The organism is Paenibacillus lautus (assembly GCF_050482385.1).
GTDB classification, from domain to species: domain Bacteria; phylum Bacillota; class Bacilli; order Paenibacillales; family Paenibacillaceae; genus Paenibacillus_AQ; species Paenibacillus_AQ lautus_B.
The window spans coordinates 331640-354313 of sequence record NZ_JBCNHV010000001.1; the positions used below are offsets into that span (position 1 = coordinate 331640).

A 22674-nucleotide genomic window follows, 5' to 3' on the forward strand; every position below is an offset into this window, starting at 1 on the left:
GGGTTAGGGCTCAGCAGCCAGGTGCTCATAGCCTATGTTCTGCTGACTGACGGCCCTGTGTTGGCATACAAGCTTCGCGGCCGCAGATCAACCCAGTTCTCGTTGATAAAGGCCACGCATTCCTCCCGCGTGCTAAGTCCAAAAGCCTGCGTCCAGCCGTGCGGAACAGCCGCGAAACCCGGCCAGAGCGAATATTGACCCTCGTGGTTCACCAGTACAAGAAACTTGCCGTCGACTTGCTCAAAAGGATTGGTCATGGATAAGTTCCCTCCTCTCCAATGTGGTCTGCCCTCGGGGTACAGCTGCCTCCAGCTTGCTTAGAATACACTTGCCGATATAGTCCAGAGGACCCGGCTGGCATAGATCTTTATGTCGGCATTCGATATCATGCCGTTCAATTCGCCCTCCGATATAAGGGCTCCACATCTCCGGTTCGATGGGCTCGAACCAATCGGGGATGATAGTCGAGTGGAAGAATAGTATATCCCCCTCAAACTTCTTCGGAACGAACGCCTTCAACAGCTGAACCGAGTTCTCATAAGTCGCCTTCAGATTCATCATCGTTTCTTCCTCAAGGGACGCCAGCGCACTGCTCTCATTACGCAGCAATTCCAGCGCTGTGGCTATGGTTAACGGCGTGTCTCCAAGCCCCTCTTCAATGCTCACCCTGTCAAAGCCGCCAAGCGCCAGCAGCGCGGTCAAAGCTTCGTCTTCGTCGGGGTTTTCCTTGATCGGCAAATAATGACTTGGGTAAGCATCCAGTATGGCTAGCAATTCAATGTCTTCACCCGCCTCCTGCAGCTGTACCGCAATCGACTGAGCGACATTGCCGCCTAGAGACCATCCGAGCAGCCGGTATGGCCCTCTTGGTTGAAGGGAACGTATGTGGTCGATATAGTCTGTCGTCATCTCTTCCAGTGATTTCGGCAGCTCCTCTACTTGCGCTATCCCCCTCGCCTGTAAGCCGTAAATCGGATAATCCATGCCGAGATGCTTCATCAAGCCGGCATAGCACCAGCTTAGTCCTCCAGCCGGATGCACGCAGAACATCGGGATTTGACTTCCGTGCGTCCGGAGCGGAAGCACAACCTGCAGCGCACTGGTACCGCCGCCCATCTCAAGCTTGTCGACAAGGCCCGCTACCGTAGGGGACTCGAATAAAGCCGCTATGCTTAATTCTTTTCCAAGCGCTTCCCGAACCCGGCTGATAAGTCGGACGGCCAATAACGAATGGCCGCCGAGCTCGAAGAAGCTGTCATCGATACCCACCCTTTTGACTCCCAATATCTCGGCAAACAACTCGCATAACACTTCTTCCTGCGGGGTTCGTGGATGACGTCCGCCTGCATCGAACGCCATATCGGGAGCCGGCAGCGCTTTGCGATCGAGCTTTCCGTTAGGCGTAAGCGGCAGCTTGTCCATAAATACGAACGCCCCGGGAACCATGTAATCAGGAAGCATCGAGGCGGCATAACGGCGCAGCTCTGCACCTGAAGACAGCTCACAACTGGGCTTGCTCACGACATAAGCCGCAATCCGTCGATCTCCTGGCTGATCCTCGCGCACAATGACAGCCGCCTGCGCGAGTGCCTCATGGCGTATGAGGACCGATTCGATTTCACCAAGCTCGATCCGGAAACCCCGTATTTTCACCTGATGATCGGACCGTCCCAAATAATCCAGCGTGCCGTCAGCCAGCCGCTTCGCCAAATCGCCGGTTCGGTACATTCTTGTCCCAGGCGGACCATACGGATCTGCCACAAACCGGTCGGCCGTCAGGTCGGGGCGTCCCCAATACCCCCGCGCAAGTCCTGCGCCGGCGACATACATCTCTCCGGTTACGCCATACGGAACGGGCCGAAGCTTGGCATCCAGGACATATATCCTGAGATCCGGGATGGCTTCTCCGATCATGCTGCCGGTTCCCGGCAGCGCAAGGTTCCGGTTCAATTCCATATAGCTGACATGAACGGTCGTCTCCGTAATGCCGTACATGTTGATCAGACGCGGGGCATCGTCGGCATGACGCTCATACCAATCCGCAAGCCGTCCGAGCTCCAAGGCTTCTCCGCCGAACACAACGTACCGCAGCGACAGTTTCTGCCCCATCTCCGCCTGCTCCCGATCCGCCTGAATCAACGGATAGAATGCCGAAGGCGTCTGATTCAGCACCGTCACGCCTTCCCGGATCAACAAGCTCAACATGTCGTCCGGCGATCTGCTGATCGTATGCGGAACAACGACGAGCCGGCCGCCGTACAAGAGCGGTCCCCATAATTCCCATACCGAGAAATCAAAGGCATACGAGTGGAATAATGTCCATACATCGGTCTCATCAAATTGAAACCAATGTGCGGTAGAGTCAAACAACCGGATGACATTCTGATGCGGCACAAGCACGCCCTTCGGTTTGCCGGTAGACCCGGAGGTATAGATGATATAAGCAGCACTCTGCGACGTAAGCGGCCTGTGACGCTCATGGTCGCTTGGATTCTCCTTAGAATAACGCTGCAATCGCAAATCTTGCTCGGACTCATCGATCACAATGCATCTGATGTTTGCCGATCCCGGTAGCCGATCCAACACATGAGCACTCGTAATGAGACATACCGGACAAGCGTTCTCCATCATGTATGCCAGTCGTTCCTCCGGGTACTCCGGATCCAGCGGCAGGTAAGCGGCCCCTGCTTTAAGTACAGCCAATATGCCGATGACCATGTCCATCGAACGCGGCAAGGCGAGCGCTACGATCTGATCCGTACCGACGCCTGCTGCAATCAACCAGTGAGCAAGCCGATTGGCACGCTCGTTCAGCTCCTTATAACTCAGAGATAAGCCATCATGGACAAGCGCGACCGCTTGAGGCGAGAGGCTGACCTGCGCCTCAAACTGCTGAGGCAAGGTCGCCGGCTTGGCGAGAGGCAGCGGAGCGCTCCACTGTCGACGGATTTCCGCACGCTCATGAATGGTTAATATATCAAGTTGACTGATGGTTTTACTCGGTTCAATAGCTGCACTCTCCAACACGTGCACATATCGCTCCGCCATCGCTTCTACCGTTTTGCGCTCGAACAAATCTGTACTGAATTCGATCAAACCGTCCACTCCGTCAGGTTCGCCGTTCATATCCCGCCGCTCTGTCAGCTCGAAGGTTAGGTCAAATTTCGCCGTACCTACGCTTTGCAGCTGCAGCTTCGAGCTGACTCCCGGCAGCTCAAGCAAAGTTTCCGGCGTATTTTGCAGCACCAGCATCACTTGGAAGAGTGGATGTCTCGCCCGGGAACGCGGCGGGTTCAATGTCTCGACAAGCCGCTCGAACGGGACATCCTGGTGTTCGAAGGCGGCCAGGCTCCTCTCCCGTACCCGTTGCAACAGCTCGTCGAACGGCGGGTCATCCGACGTGTCGACACGAAACACAAGTGTATTGATGAAGAAACCAATCAATTGATCCAGACTGTCGTCGTTCCGGCCCGAGACCGGACTGCCGATTGGAATGTCGGTACCTGCACCCAGATTCGTAAACAGCGCCGCCATCGCAGACTGAAACACCATAAATAATGTCGCTCGATTGCTCTGCGCGAGCGTATTCAACTGCCGATGCAGTTCACGCGAAATCGGAAACGACGCGCTTCCGCCCTGATAGCTGGCGACAGCCGGCCTCGGATAATCGGTGGGAAGCTCCAATTGCTCCGGTAAATCGCAAAGCGCCTCGGTCCAATAGTCCAGCTGGCGGGCGATCAAACTGCTCTTATCGCCTGAGCTGCCAAGGAGCTTCTCCTGCCAAACGGCATAATCTGCATATTGGACCGGTAACGGAGACCATTCCGGTTCACTCCCCAGGCGCCGTGCGGTATAGGCATCCGATAGATCTCGTGTCAGGGGGGAAAGCGACCAGCCATCTCCCGCTATATGATGCAGAAGCAACAGCAGAACAAACTCTTCGTTACCCAGCTTGAACAACTCTACCCGCAGCGAGGTTTCGGTTGCAAGCTCATAAGGGTGCCTAACAGCTTCGGCCAATCGATCGGGCAGCTCCGACTCGCTGATTTCGGTCACCATCAGTTTCGGTCGTGCCTCCTCGGCATCCAGGATGCGTTGATAGGAAGTCCCATCTCGATCCGGGTAAACCGTGCGCAGCGATTCATGACGAGCCGCCACATCCCCCAGCGCCATTCGCAATGCGTCCACATCAAGCTCACCTGACAAGCGGGCCACAAGCGGAATATTATAAGTCGGGCTCGGACCCTCCAGACGATATAAAAACCATAACCGCTGCTGGGCAAAAGATAATGGCAGATGCTCGGTCCTCATTACGGGACGCACAGCCTGTCTGGCCGCTTGCGCATAATCAAGCCGCTTGACGAGACTCGCGGCCGTCGCTGCTTCAAACAGACTTCCCATGCTAAGCTCCACGCCGAAGGCCTCCCTGACACGTACCATCACCCTGCCCGCAAGCAGGGAATGGCCGCCGAGAGCAAAGAAATCATCATCAATGGTAACCCGCGGTAACCCGAGCACCTCGGCAAAAATCGTGCAGAGCATTTCCTCCTGCGGTGTCCGCGGCATGCGGCCGACTGTCAACGGAGTGTCCGGCGCAGGCAGCGACTTGCGATCCACCTTTTTGTTCGGCGTTAACGGCAGCGCGTCGAGTGCCACGATAACGGACGGCACCATGTACTCGGCCAGTTTCTCAGCGGCATAATCCCGTAATTCTGCCATATTGATGAGGTCTAAAGCAGATGGGGACGGTACAATATAAGCAACGAGGCGTCGATCACCGGCCCGATCCTCACGGATGATGACACAGGCCTGCTCCACCTCGGGATGAGTCACAAGCACGGACTCAATCTCTCCCGTCTCGATACGGAAGCCGCGCAGCTTGATCTGATGATCGGCACGCCCCAAATAATCAATCCAACCATTCTCCAGCCAGCGGGCAAGGTCGCCTGTTCGGTACATCCGGGATCCCGACGGACCAAAGGGATCCGCTACAAATCGTTCCGCCGTCAAGTCGGGTCTTCCCAGATACCCCCGGCCAAGCCCCGAACCTGCAATGTACAGCTCGCCTGTTACGCCTGGCGGAACCGGAGACAGTGACGGATCAAGCACATATAACCTTGTATTCCAGACTGGACCCCCAATGGATGGCTTGTCCCGTTCATGATCAAGCTTCGCCGCCGTCGAATAAATCGTTGTCTCCGTCGGTCCATATTGATTATTCACTTCACAGTTTAGATCTTGCAGCGCAAGCTTAAGACCGACCGGCAGCGCCTCCCCCCCGGTGATGACTTTCAGACGCTCAAACTTTTCTGGACGGCAAGCGACAATGGACTGCCATAACGTCGGGGTCGCCTGCATGATGGTCGTCTCGGTTTCCCGAATTCTGCCTATGAGCGCCGCTGCATCGAGAATGGTATCCCGCATCACGATGTCGAGCGTCGAACCGCATGCTAGCGGCAGCAGCACCTCCATGACCGAGATATCGAAAGACATCGTCGTAACCGACAGCCAGCGATCCCCCTCCCCAATCTCCAATCGCTCGCGCATATCGGACAGCAGATTGGCAAGCCCTTCGAACGTGAGCAGGACGCCCTTAGGCCGTCCCGTTGATCCGGAAGTATAGATAACGTAGGACGGGTGAAGCGGCAGCAGCGGGCGTATGCGATCCGCATCGACCGGATTATGAAACGGCTGCTGCTCCAATCGCTGGCGGGTAACCGGCTCATCCAGCACGATCACGTCCTTGTCTTTCATGACAGCTGCAAAATTTCCAGCCAGCTCCTGTGTTGTGATCAAACACGCCGGCTTCGCATCTTCAAGCATATAAGCGATCCGTTCGTCCGGATAATCCGGATCTAGCGGCAAGTAAGCAGCTCCAGCCTTATGCACGGCCAGGATCGCAACGATCATGTCCGCCGAACGGGGCAGGGAAAGAGCAACGATTCGTTCAGGACCTACTTCACGGGCCATAAGTAAGCGGGCCAGGCGGTTCGCTCGTCTGTTTAGCTCCTCGTAACGAAGGGTTAACCCTTCGCATACCACCGCCTCCGCCTGCGGGATACGTGTCACCTGCTCCTCGAATAATTCCGGTATGCTTAACTGTGGTAAGGGACGAGCCGTATCATTCCACTGAAAAAGCACCTTGTCGCGTTCTTCCGGCAAGATGAAGGCCACGCTTCCTACGGAATGGGCCGGCTCCGCTTCGGCCAGGCTGTCCAGCAAATACATATAGCGATGTAAATGGGACTCTAACTCCTCCAGGCTATAGATCAACGGATTGGCATCCATATCGACTCTCAGCCCGTTCCCCGAACTTCCATACACGTTCAAGGTCAGATCATCCACCGGACCGGAAGCCAGGTTACGGACGCTGCCGCCGAAACCTCCAAAGTTCAATTCCGGAGCAAAGGGCATCACATTCACGAGCGGTCCAAATAACCTACGGTTATCGGCGAGCAGCTTGAGATCGCGCCGGATGTCCTGATGCCTGTAGCGCTGATGCCGCTTGATCACGCGAATCTCCCGTGCGACCTGTTGCAGTAGATCGATCAGACTCATATCGGGTCTTATGTGCACCCGAAGCGGCAGCACATTCATGACCATGCCTGGAATACGAATGGAGGCCGAACCTAGGCGACACATCACCGGCAATCCAAGCACAACATCCTCAGCGCCTGTTATACGGTGTATATATAGAGCCGTTGCAGCCGCAATTACATCCGGCCAACTTGTCCCTGATGCTTGTGCGACCTCCTGTAAGCGATGGATCGAAGATTCGGGAAGCTGCACCGATCGGCGCAGGAAGCTCCGCGCCGAACGCTGTGCCTGCCCCCCTAAGCTGACAACCTCTGGCTCATCGGCAAAGCGCCGCAGCCAGAATTCGCGATCCAAGTCGAGCTGCTGCGACATGCGGTATGACGTATCTTCTTCCAAGATCGTACGAAACCTGCCGAACGCTCCTATGCCGGAAGATACTCCGCCTGTTAATTCCGTGTAGACTTGGGAAACTTTTTGCAGCAGAAGCGATACGCCGAACCCATCGATTAGGATATGATGAATGCGTTGGTACCAATAGTAGCGATCAGCAGCGATCTTGAACAGCGCCTCCGTAAACAGCTGCCCTCGGCTCAAATCGACTGCTTGGGCAAGATCATGTTCCATCCAGCTTTGAGCAGCATGATGAGGATTCTCCTCCCCGCTGACATCCAACACATGAAGGAGCCAGTTCGGAGATGGATCGATAGACTGCCAAGGGCCGTCCATATCTTCGCCGAAGCGAACATGCAAGGCTTCCGCCTCCACGACCACCTGACGTAAAGCCCTCTCGAACAGAACCGGGTCTATAGGTCCTCGTATTTCAATGCATTCCGCCGTGTTGAATATCGGATTGACCGGGTCAAGCTGCTGGGCGTACCAAATCCCAAGCTGCGCTCCGGACAGAGACCAGCGCTCCTTCTCCCGCTCAAGCATATCCATCCCTCCTTACACCGTATAATAATCATAATTAGGCAGCGACAAGCTCAGCTTATCCGACAGCAATTCCCACCAGCCCGCCAGTGTCGGCTGCTCGGCCAATTCCACAAAGCTGATATCGATGCCTTCACGCCGCAAACGCTCGGCCAAACTCATGATCCGAATCGAATCCAGCCCCCAGTACTCAATCAGATGGTCATCTTCGCCAATATTAGACGACCGCTCCTGCAGCAAATCTGCTACGTTCTCTCGCAACATTTGCAGCGTCAGCAGCGGTAGCGCGTCCGGAGAACTCTTCATATTCCCCTCTCCGCTTGGAGCTACAGAATGCTCCGAGACCGTATGCTGCTCTTGAGTTAACGAAGCAACCAAACGTTCCGTGGTCAGCGTAACAGCGCAGCGTTCGGCAGCATAAGTCAGTGCCAGACGATGCTTCTCCTCCGAGAAGTCGGCAAGGGCATCCGCGATGAAAAATGGCTGTATGTCTTTCATAAAAGCTTCGGTTGCGGTCAGCAAACAACCGATATGAGCGTAAATCCCGCAGATCATCAGCTGGTCGCGGCCTTGCTCGCGCATCATTTCATGTAAACTGGTTTTCTGGAAGGCGCTGTATCTCCATTTGGTTAACAGCAGATCCCGTTCCGTCGGCGCCACCGCATCTACGAACCTTTTCTGGTAAGGACCGTCGTTGATGCCGGCCCCCCAGAAATCCTGCAGCAGACCGCGCTGCTCCGGTGCTTGTCCGCCAGGCTGTGCCGAATAGATCACGGGAATGCCAAGCTCAGCACAACAGGAGCGAAGCTTCTGAATATGGGCGATCAGCTCCACGACAGGCGATTGATCCGGAGTGAACGCGTCGATGAAATATTGCTGCATATCGTGGATGAGCAGCACGGCACGGCTGGGATCCGCCGTCCATGCCACCTTATTCTTGGGCAGATCCGCCTCCCCAGGCATGGGATAAGGTAAAATCTTAGGAAGTGCCATCATATCTCCTCATTTCTAAATTAATTTGATAGATTCACCCGAGCGTCATGATTCTGTATCGCTAGTTCGCGCAGACTCTTTTTGCTTACTTTACCGACACCCGTGTGCGGGAAGGAATCCAGAAACTCCACTCGATCCGGGATTTTGTATGCAGCGAGCCCCCTATTTCTGAGAAAAGCTCTCAGCTCATTGCCGCTAACCGCAGCATCATGGACGATAACGAAGGCACAGGTCCGCTCGCCCAGATACTCGTCCGGCATGGCGACCACAGCTGCATCGTGCACGCTCGGATGGGCAAGCAGATGATTCTCGACCTCCTCAGCCGCGATTTTGTCGCCCCCACGGTTAATCTGATCCTTGGAACGGCCTTCGATCACCAGGTATCCTGAGGGCGTCATGCTCGCCAGATCCCCCGTTCGATAGAAGCCGTCTGTGGTAAAAGCCTTTTCGTTAAACTTGTCCGCTTTATAGTAGCCGCGAATCGTGTAAGGTCCCCTTGTCAGCAATTCCCCCACTTCACCGGGAGCCACCTCCACGTCATCCTCATCGACCAGCCGCACTTCATCATACGGGGACATCGGACGCCCCTGCGTATGCACCGTTATCTCTTCCGGATCATCCAGCCTGGTATAGTTCACCAAACCTTCCGCCATCCCGTATACTTGCTGCAGCTTACATCCCAGCACCCTTTTTACCCGCTTGGCTGCCTCTGCACTAAACTTGGCCCCGCCCACCTGCAGCACCTGTAGATGGGATAGGTCATCCGAGCGGGATTGTGCGGCCTCTAGCCAGATTAAGGCCAGAGGCGGGACGACCGCCGTTATTGTTACGCCCTCGGAGGAGATCAGCGGAAACGCTACTTCCGGACTCGCGGACCGGGCAAGGACAACTCTCCCTCCCGCATACAGCGTCCCCAGTACGCCCGGCGAGCTAAGCGGGAAGTTATGGGCAGCGGGAAGTACCGCCAAATAAACGCTATCCTTATCCAGCGAGCAGATTTCGGCGCTCATGCGCAAGCTGTAAATATAGTCGTCATGCGTGCGCGGAATGAGCTTTGGCAGTCCGGTTGTCCCGCCGGACAGCTGCAGGAACGCAACATCGCCGGGATCGGGGCCATCCTCGCCTAATTCGCTTGAAGGACTCCCCGAATCATCGAGATACAGGTCATCCAGGGATAGAAATGAACCCGAGCCCGGGACGCCTGCAACGATGACATGGCGCAGCGAAGGAACCGATGCCTGAACTTGAGCTGCCAAGTCCCGGTAATCATATCCCGAATCCTGATCCGGAATAATATAAGCGGCAGCTTCGCTGAATCCGCATAGATATACGATTTCGCTCCGGCGGTGAACGGGCAGGGCGAAGACAGGAATTGCCCCGATGCGGAACAGCGCAAATATCGTATCGAAGAATGCCGCGATATTCGGCAGCTGAACGATTACCCGTTCCTGCGCTTTAATCCCGAGCTTAAGAAATCCCGCTGCCAAGCGGTCCACCCGGTTGTCCAGCTCGGCATAGCTTGTACGCTGATCGCCGTACACGATCGCAATCCGCTCCCCATGCGCCGCCGCACGTTTTCGCAGCAGCGCTCCAAACGTTTCGCCCTGCCAGCATCCTTCCTCCCGATAACGGGCAGCAAACGCCTCCGGCCAAGCCTTACAACCTGCCAATTTCAACATCCCTCATTCCTCCTCCAAAAGCGTTGTCTGTTGTTCATTCAAGCCCATGGCTGCCAGAATGGTACGGAATTTGGCCGACGTCTCGGCCAGCTCGGCTTCCGCATTGGAGCCTGATACGATTCCGGCTCCCGCAAACACCCGCAGTAAGGTTCCTTCCGTTTCCGCGCAGCGAATCGTTACGGCCCACTCGCCGTCTCCGTTAGCATCCGACCAACCAACAGCCCCCGAATAGAAGCCTCGATCAAACGGCTCGATCGCTCGTATGGCATCCCTGGCCGTATCGGTCGGCGTACCGCAGATCGCCGGTGTCGGGTGCATCGCCAGAGCAAGATCCAACGATGTTACGGAATCATCCTTCAGGACGCCGTTGATTTCGGTAGACAGATGCCACATGGCATTCGTGTGGATGAGGGAAGGTTCGGCGGGAACCTCCAGCTTGCTGCAATAAGGCTGCAAGGCCGACGCCACAGCATCAATCACGATGGCATGCTCATATCGGTCCTTGGCGGATGACAGCAGCGCTGCCGCCCGCCGCTTATCTTCAATGGGATCAGCACTCCGCGCGGCAGAACCAGCCAAAGGATTCCCCTTGATCCGAAGCCCCTTCTTCGTTACGAGCAGCTCTGGGCTTGCGCCAAACAAAGTCCTTGTGGATGCAACGGCATCCGGACTGGAAGCGTGGGATAACTCGGGTGCCAACGGAACGGCAAATGTATAGCCATGGGAGTGATGGTAAGCTAAGTGATTCAATATATGAGGAATGGACAAGGCATGAGGAAGCGTGATATCCAGTGTTCGGGATAGCACCGCTTTATGGAGTTTCTTTTGACGAATCAGATCCAGCAGCCGGTTCACGCCTTCCTTGAACGCCGCCGGTTCGGGAACGGACAGCACGTTGTAACTGGAAATCCGGGACCTTTCCGGGGCTTCACCTGAAGAGAATAAAAGGGAATCATACCATTGAGCCGTAAGCGGAATAAACAGACTCGCCGGTTTCAATATGTCAAAAGGGATGGCGCCTACAACAACGGTGTCCGGCCGTCCCGCTTGCTTGGCGAGGTCCAGCAGTTCCCAGGCGCGTTCCGGCAGTGATCTATGTTCGTTCCCTGAGGGAATCGAAAGTCTCGAATACTCTCCATGCGTTAACAATGTCTTGCGCGGGGATGAGAAGAAGAAGGACGAACCGACCCGGTATTGTTCCATAAGTTGCGCAGCCTCGGCTGCGGTTGGAGCATCATACTGTAACATTTCAGTCTCCTCTCTGCTTATGAGCCTACCATTTATCGAAATTGTAAAAAGAGTAAAACAAGCGAATCCTCAGCAGCCCAACGTCGCACCGCCATCCACGCATACATCCTGCATGGTCATATGCCGGGCCCGATCGGATACGAGAAAAATGACCGCATCCGCAATATCGGAAGGATGCGCGATTCGACCAAGCGGTATGCCGACACGGTAAGAGTCCAGCGCCCCTTCGATGATGGGCCCTGGGCCTTGATCATCCTTCCATAGCAAGCGCTGCATCCCGGTATCCGTCGAACCGGGGGAAACTACATTGCAGCGAATGTGATGACGGGCGTATTCCAGCCCCAAACACTTCGTGAACATCGTAGACGCTGCCTTGGAAGCAGCATAAGCCGACATCTGGGCCCGCGGAACTTTGGATGCATTCGAGCTCACCGTCACGATGGCTCCGGAATTACGGCTCGCCATCCTTCGGACGACGGAGCGTGACGTGTAGAATACCCCGTTGGTGTTGACGTTGAAATGAGCCTGCCAATCCTCGTCGCGAAGCGACTCAACCCCTCCGATGCGCAGCACTCCGGCAACGTTAACGAGAATCTCGATCGGACCGAGTTCCTCCTCAATCCGCTCAATCATCGCTTCAACCTCGTCACTGCTGCTGACATCCGTCCTGTAAGCCGCAGCCTGTACACCTGAGCTGCATAGATCGGCTGTAAGGCTGATCAGCTCAGCCTCCTTCTGATCGCAAGCCGCGACGACAGCTCCTTCCCGGGCGAGGGCTCGTGCCACCGCTTCGCCTATCCCTTGGGCGGCACCGGTCACGAGGGCTACTTTCCCGCTAATACCTGTAATCTCCAAGGCGATTAACCTCCTAAGTCTTGAGGATAAAGTGCATAACGTAATGCTCTGCTGATGAGGACAGGCAGCACGGAAAGATGCCCCTCGTCCTCAAACTCTTTGAATTCGGCTGAGATGCCATACTTAGACACAGCAGCCAGACGCTCGGCGAGTTGGGATGCGCTGATGCAATTGCCGGTAACATGGGACCTCTCGTGCTCTCCTGCACCAAGCAGCAGCCGAACATGGCAAGGCTCTTCCTTGATGCGTTCGACAAAGCGCTGCTCCAGCTCATGTAAATATTCCTGATTCCAGTGAATAGATGGGCTGCCCGCGATATAACACGAGAATGCCTGCGGTTTGCTGAACATGGCATAGAGCGTGAACAGTCCGCCAAGGGAATGACCGAAGATCGTCTGACGACGGCGGTCGATGTTAAATTCGCTCTCGATCTGCGGTTTCAGTTCCTCCTCGATGAATTGTAGGAATTCACTCGCTCCCCCCTGTTCCGGGACGAAGGTGCTATCCCACTTGTTCTTGAAGTTCGTATTGGGGTAGGGCGTATAATCATAAAACCGATCCGGGGCATATAACCCCTCCGTCTCGTAACCGATACCGACTATGACCGCCGGCAATATCCCTGTTTTATCCGGCCTATGGCACTGCAGGCGCAGCGTTTCGACCATCGTATGAAATACGCTGTTGCCGTCTAACAGATAGATGACCGGATATCCTGACGGCGGAGCCTGCCCCGTCGGCTGTGCGGCAATGATTCGGTAGCGGCGCTGCCCTGCCCTCGAGCGCATCACCCAATGCTCCGCATGGGGCAGCTCCACGCTGCGCCGTATCATATCAACGGGAGGCGTATGATTACTCATGTCGTGCCTCCCTATTGACCCGTAATGGAGCGAACGACATCATCCACGATTTTCTCGTAGGCGATCAGGCCGCTTCCCAGCCAGTATTCGTTATTCGCTTCATAGACCTGCCCGTTCTTGACAGCCGGCATGCCCTTCCAAATTGGGCTTTCCGTGATTTCCTTCAAACGCTCGGTTCCCTGATCATAGGCGTTAATGACAAAAATATAGTCCGCATCCAGCTGCGGTAGTATCTCCAGCGAGATGTTAGCTGCATTCTCGTTCTCGACCAGCTTGGACTTGCCCAGTCCTAGGTCTTGATGGAGAACAAAGCCACAGAGATAATTTCCGCCCATCAAACTGACACCTCTAGGTGCAAAACGAATGATGGCAACGTTCTTGTCTCCCACCATGGAACTCAGCTTAGCCTTCGCTTCGCTTGCTTTTTGCTCGTAATCCTTCAGAGCGGCCTCGGCCACGGGCGCTTTCCCAAGCAGATCCCCCAGGGTGGTCAGCGATTTCTCAACACTACCGGAAGCATTTTTGAACACGTATGTTGGCGCGATTTTGGCGTATTTTTCATATGTACCGTCCGCGGCATAGGTTTCGGTATGGAGCACGATGAGATCTGGTTCATAGGACATCAGGGCTTCTGGTGAAGGTAAGCCTCCTGAAAAATCAATCAGGGGGATGCCGTCCAGCTCCTGCTGCAAATAGGTGTGTCCCATCTTGCCGTTGGCCCATTGTGCAACAGGCTTCACGCCTAGCTTCAGCAAAGAATCCTCCATGTTCGGTGCGAACACGTTTTTTACGTCAGCCGGAATCTTCACTTCATGCCCAAGCTCATCCGTTACCGTTCGCTCCTCCTTCGTCGATGTCCCTCCACGGTTCGTCCCTGTTTCCTCCGTTGATTCTTGACCGTCCTCCACGGTGCCGGTCGTCTCGACTGCTACGTTCTTCGCTGCCTGCTGATTGCCGCCCGCTGCTTCGGAATCCGCCTTGTCTCCACAGCCTGACAACAAGCCTATGACGATAACACAGCACACAAGTGCTGATATTTTGATCCTCCAACTTCTTTTTCCACGGTTAAAACATTCTGCCACAATATATCTCCTCCTGTGATAATGATTCTCAATTAAGTCGAGTATATATTACGTAGCAAACGATTCACCATGGCTTTTATCCAGAACTCCGTTTGGACTATCTCCTGTAAACAGCAGCAATGCTTCGTCCAGCATTCTCGTCACGGCAAGAGCGGAATATTCGAACCACGGATCGGACGAGATCATATAGACGCTGCCGCGAGCGACAGCTCGGAGTGTCTGCCAATTCGCAGAATGCTGAAGTGCAAGCCAATAGCGGCGAGATGTGGCTTCAGGGCATACCGCGATCAGGATCCGGTCCGGATTAATCCGTTGCAAATCATCCAGCGTGATCTGTTGATTACGCGTGGTATCCAGACTGCAAGCTTCCTTGAGCTGTAAATCCTGATATAGCACCTCCTCTAGCCCCCGGTTACCGTATGCATATAGGCTCTGTCCATATATTCGCAGTGCAATAACGCTCTCGCTTCCCACTACTTGTCGCATTCGTAAGCGCGCGTACTGCACTCTTCGTTCATACTGTTCTATCCAGAATTGTGCCTGCTCTTCTTTATTCAAAAACGTTGCGATACTCTCCAACTGCTTCCTCCACCCTGCATGGGATGGAACAATCAAGGTAGGGGCAATATGCTCCAGCTTGGTGACTTCCTCTGGACCGAGATGGTCCATGCCGATAATAACGTCAGGTTTGGCGCGGAACAGCTGCTCGATATTCTCCTCGAAGCGGCTGTCCGGATAAGGAGACGTCAGTTTCAAACGCGACTTGATCTCCGAGTGATAGGCATTGTAGTAATACGGGGTCCACTTCGCGTCAAGAGGCGCAGCGGCAGGGATGACATTCAATGCCACCAGCTGTCCGATAATAGAAGAAGAGCAGGCCGCAATAAGCTGCCTTGAATTTCGGGCATATTCAGACGGAGACATGCCCACCTTCTTTTTAAAGATGCGGCTGAAGTAGAACTCATCCTTATAGCCGACTCGCTGTGCGATGTCTCGAAGTCGATCGTCCGATTCGGTCAAATAACGCTTCGCGTGATTCAGACGAACATGAGTCAGGTAGTCAATCGTAGTCTGACCGAATGTCTTTTTGAACAAGTCCACAAAATACTTAGGGCAAATATTAGCCATTCTGGCCAATTGGCCAATGGATAACGCCTCTTTATAATGGCAATCGATAAACTCCTTAATCTCAACCAGACTGGTTCTCCCGCTACGATCCGAATCCGATAGGCTATCTATTTTCAGTTCTTCTTCCGTACGCATGAGTTGCCTCCTTTTTCAGAATAAAACGAGATGCAGGCTATGCAGGCATGTTTATCAGCCTTAACAATTGATAATGATTATCATTTTCATTGATAAAAATATCATGCCATTAACAACGTGTCAATCCAAATTTGGAAGAAAATGCTTATCCCCAGGCTCTGTATGAACCTGTTAACAGGTTTCAAACTACGCAAAAAACCCGTCATCAGGCACTTTTACCAAGTGTCCTGTGGCGGGTTCTCTTTTATAAAATAGTCGATTTACGACAAACAGTATTTCACCAATGCCTCGTGTACGCCGTCCTCATTATTCGAAGTTGTCACCGCATTGGCTGCAGCCTTGACCTCGACCGGAGAGTTATCCATCGCAATCCCCATCCCTGCATAGGTCAGCATCGTAATATCGTTGAAATAATTGCCGATGGCCAGCACCTCGCCCGGTTCATAACCTCTTCTTGCTGCCAGCTGCTGAAGCGCACTTCCCTTGGATGCTTCACTATGCATAAGATCGATGAAGTACTCTCCGCTTCGCAGCATGTTAAAAGGAAGGGTCCACTGGCTCCAATCTGCGTAGACGCGGTCGATATCGGCGGATTCGCCAAAGGTTGTGAATTTGACGAGCGGTTCTGACAGCTCCTCCCATGACGGCAAGTTGCTTGGCAGCATCAAATAGTTCTCGTACATCGAACGCACCGGACCGGCAAGCTCCTCCACTTGGTCCACATACATCTCAAAGGCGGTGTTCACGTCAAAATGCACCCCGTGCTCACGGCAGTATTTCATGAAAGGTTCAAGCTGAAGCGGGTCCATGCCGAACTGATGCACGATGTTATGAGTCTCCACTTCTACCGTTGCCGCACCGTTATGACTGATGACATATCCGCCAAGCCCCATGCTTTTCATAAAAGGAATCGAATTTAGCGGTCCTCTGCCTGTGCACAGTACAATTTCCACCCCTTGTTTTGCGGCTTCCATCACGGTGTTCCTCGTTTTCTCCGTGATTTCATGATGATCATTCAGCAGCGTTCCATCAACATCAAGTGCTACCAATTTGTATGCCATTCTCCATCCATCCTTTAGTCTCTATTTCTCTATCGTGATTATGCCCTTCCGATCAAAGACAATTCTTGCTTCGTCAGTTCCCGGTACGCCCCGATCTCGAGATTTTCATCCAATCGAAGTTCGCCCATGCTGACTCTTTTGAGATAAATGACTTTTTTGCCTACCGCCTCAAACATCCGCTTGACCTGATGAAATTTACCTTCATGGATCGTCAGCGAAATGCGGGACAGGTGGGCTCCGTCACCTCGTTCCTCATGGGAATGGATCACCAGCTCTCCGGGTAAGGTTACGTACCCGTCATCCAAGGTAACTCCTGCACCAAACAACCGTACATCCTCATCGTCCACCATGCCCTCTACAATCGCTTCATAGGTTTTCGGGATATGCTTCCGGGGCGACAGCAGCTCATGGGCCAATTTACCGTCATTTGTAAGCAGCAGCAGTCCTTCCGTGTCCTTATCTAATCGGCCCACCGGAAACGGCTCGAAGATGAGATATTCCTCATCCAGGAGATCCAGCACCGTACGGTCACGATGATCCTCGGTCGCCGAAATGACGCCCGGAGGTTTGTGCAGCATGAGATACACAAATTCCCGGTATTGAACGGTCTCCCCCTCAAACTCAATGATATCCGTATAAGGATCAACATGTTTACCTGAGTCCTTCATCACCGTTCCGTTGACCACGATGCTCCCTTGTTTGGCCTTTTTCTTCAATTCGGCCCGCGAGCCGAATCCCAGATTGGATAACACCTTGTCCAATCTTTGCGTTGCTCTTCCTTTAGCACTCATATCGATGTCCACCTCCACCCTGCCGGATACTCGTTCTTCAATATTCCTGCCTGCCATTTGCCCCAACCAGCTGAGTATCCGTCTATACACACTAACACATAACCCTTCGCTTCAGCACCCGATCGACAGATCACGCGCTCTTCCGGAATCGATAAGGTTTCCCCTTTCAAATACCGGACCGCTTCCCCGTCCTCGGAGGACAAGCTGACATATCTAACAGCCTCATCCGCTCGAAGAGCTGTAGCCAAGGGATGTCCAGGTATAAACCGTTCATTCTTCAACTGTCCCATATACCAGCCGGGACGAATCACTTTGAGCTGCTTCAGCCGCTCTTCTGGCAGGAGCGATACATACACATGGTTCCCGTAGATTACGGGATATCCCGTCAGCTTCATATCCAACTGCTCGCGAATAAAGGCATGGAACAGATGGATCGAAATCGAACCCGATTGAGAATCTGCAACGCTCCGGCGGGATGCCTGTTGGCGCGTTGCACCGTTACCGTATTTCCCTGGTTTACCCGATCGCTCCTCCCGAAGAGCAGTTTTACCTTTACGTTCACGGAGTTGCTCTTTCCGGGAGGATATAGCAAGCGGCTCGTTGACCAAGCCGCCTGGCTTGAATAATGGAGCATGTTCCCGTTCAGCCTCACGCATGTCCAGCTCGCCCTCCCGCTGAAGCACGGCCATGAAATGTCCTTCGCCTCTGACCCTATGCGGCCACAGTCTGGCGGTCCCGGAAAGCTGCTTCAGCACATCGTCCTTCACCTTTTCCTGTCCCGACGTCCAGGCCGTTTCCCCCGGCGAAAAAGATTCCGAATGATCCACCGGAACCACGTAAAAATCCGGATGCTCATTCAAAAATTCCGCAATCATCCCTTCGTTCTCCTCCGGAGAGAAGGTACAGGTAGAATACACCAGCCGGCCTCCCGGACGGAGCATGGCTGCTGCCGATTTCAAAATATCCCGCTGCATCTCCGCAAACTTCAGCGGAGACGACACTTCCCAGTACTTGAGCATGGATTCGTCTTTGCGGAACATCCCTTCGCCGGAGCAGGGGGCATCGATCAATATTTTGGAGAAAAATCCGGGGAAAGCACCCGCGATCCGCTCCGGATCCTCATTGAGCACCACGGCGTTCCGCACGCCGTACATCTCCAAGTTTTTGGCAAGCGCTTTGGTGCGGTCCGGATGAAGATCATTGCTGACCAACACCCCCTGCCCATTCAGCTTCGCTGCAATCTGCGTAGATTTGCCGCCGGGAGCCGCGCACAGGTCCAGCACCAGATCCCCCGGCGTTACGCCGAGCAGTTCGACCGGAGCCATCGCGCTTGGCTCCTGGATATAATATAACCCCGCATGATAGTAAGGATGCCGTCCCGGACGCTCTCCAGCCTGAGTATAATAACGAGTGGAACACCAGGGGATGGGTTCCAGTACAAAGGGGGACAACTTCATGAATTCCTCTCTGCTGATCTTCAGCGTATTCACCCGAATGCCAGCATTCGGGGTTTGTTCATAAGACTTCATAAAATTGTCATAGTTTTCGCCAAGCAGCGATTTCATCTTCGCCAGAAACGGCGAGGGCAGTCGTAATGCCACACATGGTACCTACCTGTTCTGTATCGTATCGTTTAAAGTATATTTTCACCGTGCTGAAGCAAACATTCGCATGTTCCGCTCCGACTTTTAATATTGTATAATAAACTACATTAAAAAGGACAAGTCCTTATTTATTATTAATCATTAGGGGGTGGATCCATGAACCGCAAAAAAAAGAATAAATACACCGCATTATACGCCTTCGGCGGAGTCTTCGTCTTATTGATTGCTGCACTCATTTTCTTGAACGGTCAAGGAGAAGCAAGCGAATTGTACGGGGGCAAGAAGGTCTCCAGCCTGAACCCGGCTACGCAAGAACTCCTTAATGATCCGAACTACCAGCAAATCATTTTGCCGGATCAGCTGAAGAGCAAGGTCGATAACAAAGAGAACTTCTTCGTGTACTTCTTTGCATCCGACTGTCCGCACTGCCGTGCGACGACCCCGGAACTGATGCCTTTGGCGGATGATGCTGGAATTACCATGCACCAGTACAACCTTCGCGAGTATCAGGAAGGCTGGAGAGAGTACAACATTGAGTTCACCCCGACGCTGGTCTACTTCGAGAACGGGGTAGAGAAAGAACGCATGGTCGGCGGATTGAAACCGGAAGGTTCCAGTGAAGGCTACTCCATCGATGACTTCAAGCAAATCCTGGATAAATATAAAGGGAGCGTGACGAAATGAACCGCACTCGCGCCATCCTCTTTACCTTCGTCATTTCGGGCATGCTGCTGACCGCATGCGGCGGTAAAGAATCCGCTGCCGGGCATCAGCACGGCGCCGATTCCGAACGATATGAGACAACAGCCAGCATGACGGTTATGCCGAAGTTCTTGTCGAGCTATACCGACAATACGCAAGCAACCTATGCAACGGTCGGAGAATTAGAGGACATCATAAAGGAAATCAAATGTTATTGCGGCTGCATGGACGAGGAGAACGGCTATCACGATTCCCTTCATCGCTGCTTCATTGCCGAGAACAAGGACGGCGAAGTTAAATGGACGGACCATGGCGCTCAATGCGGCATCTGCCTGACCGAGCTGCAGGATGCCAAACGGCTTCATGACGAAGGAAAATCCGTCGAGGAAATCAAACAGTTCATCGATGATAAATACAAAGGTACCGAATCCTGATTAAAATAGCCCCACAAAGTGGAGCCTATGCTTCGATGCTTTTTCCAAATACTTGGCGGGGACCCCAAAACATATAAATGCTAATACAGAATGGCTTACGCTTCGCTGAAATCTTATTCATTCTATAATCTAAAAAAGAGCTGCCCAAAAGTAGATCCCTCTACGGACGGGCAGCTCTTTTTTCACTTGTTTCTAGGGTTGCTTGGAATGTGCCCGCTCCGGCTTTCGCCGCTGCGGAATGTTCGGCATGATGCGCTCCGATGCCAACTGAACTGCCTGCTTAAGCTCAGTATCCCCAATTTCGATCGTCAAATCCCTATAGGGAAATGGACAATCGTCGTACGACGCCAGCTGCTTGGCATATTCACGTACTTCGCTTACCAGCTTCCCCATCGAGATCCCCAGTTCATCGCCGGGATAACTCCCGAGTCGGGATACAGCGCTTGTGAACATTTTATATGCTCCTCTTACGTTGTTGTTCCGGAAATGAAAAAGCCCGACAGCCACTTGCAGAAGTCCTTTATACCTTGGATCACGATCCCGCGCGAGCCACAGTTCCTCTAACACTTCATGACATTCGAAGTAGTCCCGATCACGGTTAAAGTAAACGAGGTAAGCGACATACAGCGGTTCATAACTCATGCTCGTTAACTTTCTTCTTAGCTGCGGCCAGCAGCTCCTTCACCTCGTCCAGAAGCACCTTCATCGCATCCATGTCATGATCTTGGAATATCGCGTTAAACCGGCTCTGAAAAGCAATCGCCTCATTGACCAGATGGAAAAAATACAGCTTGTGAATCGCGTTCAGCACCTGTGTCGTAATATTGGAATCGTCCTCGAACTGCCGCTGCGCCTCCAATATATCCTCCCGGATGCTCGACATTTCCGTATCCAGCGTATTCGCCGCTTCTCCAGCCTTCTTCAGCCGTGCCCGAATGTCATCCGGGAGGCTTTCCCGGTACTTGTAGCTAAGGGAATGCTCAATCGTAGCCCAGAAATTCATGGCCAGCGTGCGGATCTGAATTTCGGCAAGCACCTTCTTTTGCCCCAAAGCCGTTTGCACCGGATATTCGATAATCATATGAAAGCTCCGATAGCCGCTCTCTTTGAAATTGGTAATGTAATCCTTCTCGTATAATACAGTCAGGTCTTTCCGTGCCCGGATATATTCGGCTACCCGCCGGATATCCTCCACGAACTGACACATAATCCGAATGCCTGCGATATCCTCAATCCCGGTTTCCAACTCGTCCATCGGCACATCGAGGCGTTTCGCCTTGTCCAGTATGCTCGAGATCCGTTTGACCCGACCCGTTACGAATTCGATAGGTGCGTATTCCTCCCGTTTTTTCAGTTCGGAACGCATCGTCTTGAATTTAACCTTCAATTCCTCAACGGTCTGCTCATACGGAAGCAAAAATGTCCCCCAGTCTCTAACGTCCATCGCCTTGCCTCCTGTCTTTACCCTTTACCGATGATTAGCCCCGACGGCTTCGGAAATATGGCTGAAGCCATCCCGTGCAAGCAGCTCCCGGAGACCGGAATGAAGCTTGCGGTTCACCTCAGGCCCTTCATAGATAAGTGCTGTATAAATTTCCACCAGGCTTGCGCCCGCGCGTATTTTGTCATAAGCATCACTTGCCGTAAAAATTCCGCCAGACCCGATAATCGGTAGCGCACCGCCGGTCTGCTTGTAAATCCGGGATACGATCTCCGTTGATCGGTTACGCAGCGGTTTCCCGCTAAGGCCGCCGGTTTCTTTGGCGTTACCATGTGTCAGGCCATCCCGGGAAAGCGTCGTGTTCGTAGCGATAATGCCGGAAACGCCGCTTGCACGAATCGTATCCACCATGAATTCCAGTTCCTCATCACTCACATCCGGCGCAATCTTCACCAGGACAGCCTTCTCGCCCCCATGGATCTTCGCTTGGCGGGACATTTCGTTCTTCACGGCTTCCAGCAAGGATGACAATTCGCTCCCATGCTGAAGGCTGCGCAAGTCCGGCGTGTTCGGGGAACTGATGTTGACAACAAAAAAGTCGCCATACGGAAACAAAGCTTGAATGCAAGCTTCGTAATCACCGTTGGCTTTCTCGTTCGGAGTCGCCTTGTTCTTTCCGATGTTGACGGCAACCGGAATACGGCGTTCCTTGAGTGCGGACAGCCTTTTTGCCATCGCCTCGGCCCCTTCGTTGTTGAAGCCCATCCGGTTGATAAGTGCCTCATCCGGAGGAAGCCGGAACAATCGCGGCTGTTCGTTGCCCGGTTGTCCCTTCGGGGTCACCGTGCCTACTTCCATAAATCCGAAGCCGATGGAGGAGAAACCTTTGACGGCCTGAGCATTTTTATCTAACCCGGCGGCAAGTCCGACCGGTGTCGGGAAATGAAGCCCGAACAGGTCCACTGCCAAATCCGGTGTTTCGCTAACACCGTACATCCCTCGCATGACAGCGTCTGCGCCAACCACGCCGGAGGCACGTCCAAGGCCGCCAACCACAAGGTGGTGAGCTTTCTCGGGATCGAGTCTAAAAAATATAGGTTTGCCTATGTTGCGGTACAGCACATCCACTCTTCCTCTCATCCAGTTATTTCTCTATCCTTCAGTTTATCCGTTTCTGCCTCAAAAAGAAAGTTCTTC

Annotated in this window: 17 protein-coding genes; 2 read left to right on the plus strand and 15 right to left on the minus strand. The window is 53.5% G+C overall.

Translation table 11 applies throughout. From position 1 onward, the window contains the following. Positions 1–32: 32 nt before the first annotated feature. The 12 genes from ABEW73_RS01665 to ABEW73_RS01720 form a co-directional block, all read right to left on the minus strand. On the minus strand, positions 33–257 hold the full coding sequence (locus tag ABEW73_RS01665; RefSeq protein WP_430173448.1) for an MbtH family protein: 225 nt from the start codon (positions 255–257) through the stop codon (positions 33–35). Continuing rightward, positions 241–7470, minus strand: coding sequence for an amino acid adenylation domain-containing protein (locus tag ABEW73_RS01670; protein ID WP_430173449.1), 7230 nt, complete (start codon positions 7468–7470; stop codon positions 241–243). Before ABEW73_RS01670 ends, ABEW73_RS01665 begins: the two co-directional genes overlap by 17 nt. Before the next feature lie 12 nt (positions 7471–7482). Further along, positions 7483–8460, minus strand: coding sequence for an isochorismatase family protein (locus tag ABEW73_RS01675; RefSeq protein ID WP_430173451.1), 978 nt, complete (start codon positions 8458–8460; stop codon positions 7483–7485). 20 nt (positions 8461–8480) lie between these two features. Further along, the gene (locus tag ABEW73_RS01680) at positions 8481–10139 is read right to left on the minus strand and encodes a (2,3-dihydroxybenzoyl)adenylate synthase (protein ID WP_430173453.1); all 1659 of its coding nucleotides are present in this window, start codon (positions 10137–10139) and stop codon (positions 8481–8483) included. A 3-nt stretch (positions 10140–10142) separates the two neighbouring features. Next, positions 10143–11387: an isochorismate synthase DhbC gene (gene dhbC, locus ABEW73_RS01685; RefSeq protein ID WP_430173455.1), complete on the minus strand. Its 1245-nt coding sequence runs from the start codon at positions 11385–11387 to the stop codon at positions 10143–10145. Positions 11388–11456: 69 nt separating this feature from the next. Continuing rightward, positions 11457–12242 carry a 2,3-dihydro-2,3-dihydroxybenzoate dehydrogenase gene (locus ABEW73_RS01690; protein ID WP_430173457.1) on the minus strand — a complete coding sequence of 262 codons (786 nt, stop codon included), beginning with the start codon at positions 12240–12242 and terminating at the stop codon, positions 11457–11459. A 5-nt stretch (positions 12243–12247) separates the two neighbouring features. Then, positions 12248–13099 (minus strand): alpha/beta hydrolase, encoded by an 852-nt coding sequence (locus ABEW73_RS01695; protein ID WP_430173458.1) that lies wholly within the window; start codon positions 13097–13099, stop codon positions 12248–12250. An 11-nt stretch (positions 13100–13110) separates the two neighbouring features. Next, positions 13111–14181, minus strand: coding sequence for an ABC transporter substrate-binding protein (locus tag ABEW73_RS01700; protein ID WP_430173460.1), 1071 nt, complete (start codon positions 14179–14181; stop codon positions 13111–13113). Between the two features lie 48 nt (positions 14182–14229). Continuing rightward, positions 14230–15444 carry a helix-turn-helix domain-containing protein gene (locus ABEW73_RS01705; protein ID WP_430173462.1) on the minus strand — a complete coding sequence of 405 codons (1215 nt, stop codon included), beginning with the start codon at positions 15442–15444 and terminating at the stop codon, positions 14230–14232. Between the two features lie 260 nt (positions 15445–15704). Continuing rightward, a complete protein-coding gene (locus ABEW73_RS01710) occupies positions 15705–16505 on the minus strand; it encodes an HAD family hydrolase (RefSeq protein WP_430173865.1) in 801 nt (266 codons plus the stop codon). A gap of 38 nt (positions 16506–16543) precedes the next feature. Beyond that, complete coding sequence (locus ABEW73_RS01715; RefSeq protein WP_430173864.1) at positions 16544–17296, minus strand: pseudouridine synthase; 753 nt, start codon at positions 17294–17296, stop codon at positions 16544–16546. Further along, on the minus strand, positions 17293–18897 hold the full coding sequence (locus tag ABEW73_RS01720; protein WP_430173863.1) for an RsmB/NOP family class I SAM-dependent RNA methyltransferase: 1605 nt from the start codon (positions 18895–18897) through the stop codon (positions 17293–17295). The genes ABEW73_RS01715 and ABEW73_RS01720 overlap by 4 nt, the downstream gene beginning before the upstream one ends. Positions 18898–19056: 159 nt before the next feature. Between ABEW73_RS01720 and ABEW73_RS01725 the strand changes: the two genes are divergently transcribed. Both ABEW73_RS01725 and ABEW73_RS01730 read left to right on the plus strand, forming a co-directional pair. Beyond that, on the plus strand, positions 19057–19584 hold the full coding sequence (locus ABEW73_RS01725) for a thioredoxin family protein (RefSeq protein WP_076325752.1): 528 nt from the start codon (positions 19057–19059) through the stop codon (positions 19582–19584). After that, positions 19581–20036: a PCYCGC motif-containing (lipo)protein gene (locus tag ABEW73_RS01730; protein ID WP_098747967.1), complete on the plus strand. Its 456-nt coding sequence runs from the start codon at positions 19581–19583 to the stop codon at positions 20034–20036. Before ABEW73_RS01725 ends, ABEW73_RS01730 begins: the two co-directional genes overlap by 4 nt. A 192-nt stretch (positions 20037–20228) precedes the next feature. On the opposite strand, the gene ABEW73_RS01735 is transcribed toward ABEW73_RS01730, so the two are convergent. From ABEW73_RS01735 to ABEW73_RS01745, 3 genes are read right to left on the minus strand one after another with little or no spacing between them, the layout of a single operon-like run. Beyond that, positions 20229–20678: a DUF309 domain-containing protein gene (locus ABEW73_RS01735; RefSeq protein ID WP_430173861.1), complete on the minus strand. Its 450-nt coding sequence runs from the start codon at positions 20676–20678 to the stop codon at positions 20229–20231. Beyond that, positions 20668–21480: a GTP pyrophosphokinase gene (locus ABEW73_RS01740; RefSeq protein WP_430173860.1), complete on the minus strand. Its 813-nt coding sequence runs from the start codon at positions 21478–21480 to the stop codon at positions 20668–20670. Before ABEW73_RS01740 ends, ABEW73_RS01735 begins: the two co-directional genes overlap by 11 nt. A gap of 24 nt (positions 21481–21504) precedes the next feature. Beyond that, positions 21505–22599 carry a quinone-dependent dihydroorotate dehydrogenase gene (locus ABEW73_RS01745; RefSeq protein WP_430173862.1) on the minus strand — a complete coding sequence of 365 codons (1095 nt, stop codon included), beginning with the start codon at positions 22597–22599 and terminating at the stop codon, positions 21505–21507. Between the last annotated feature and the right edge of the window lie 75 nt (positions 22600–22674).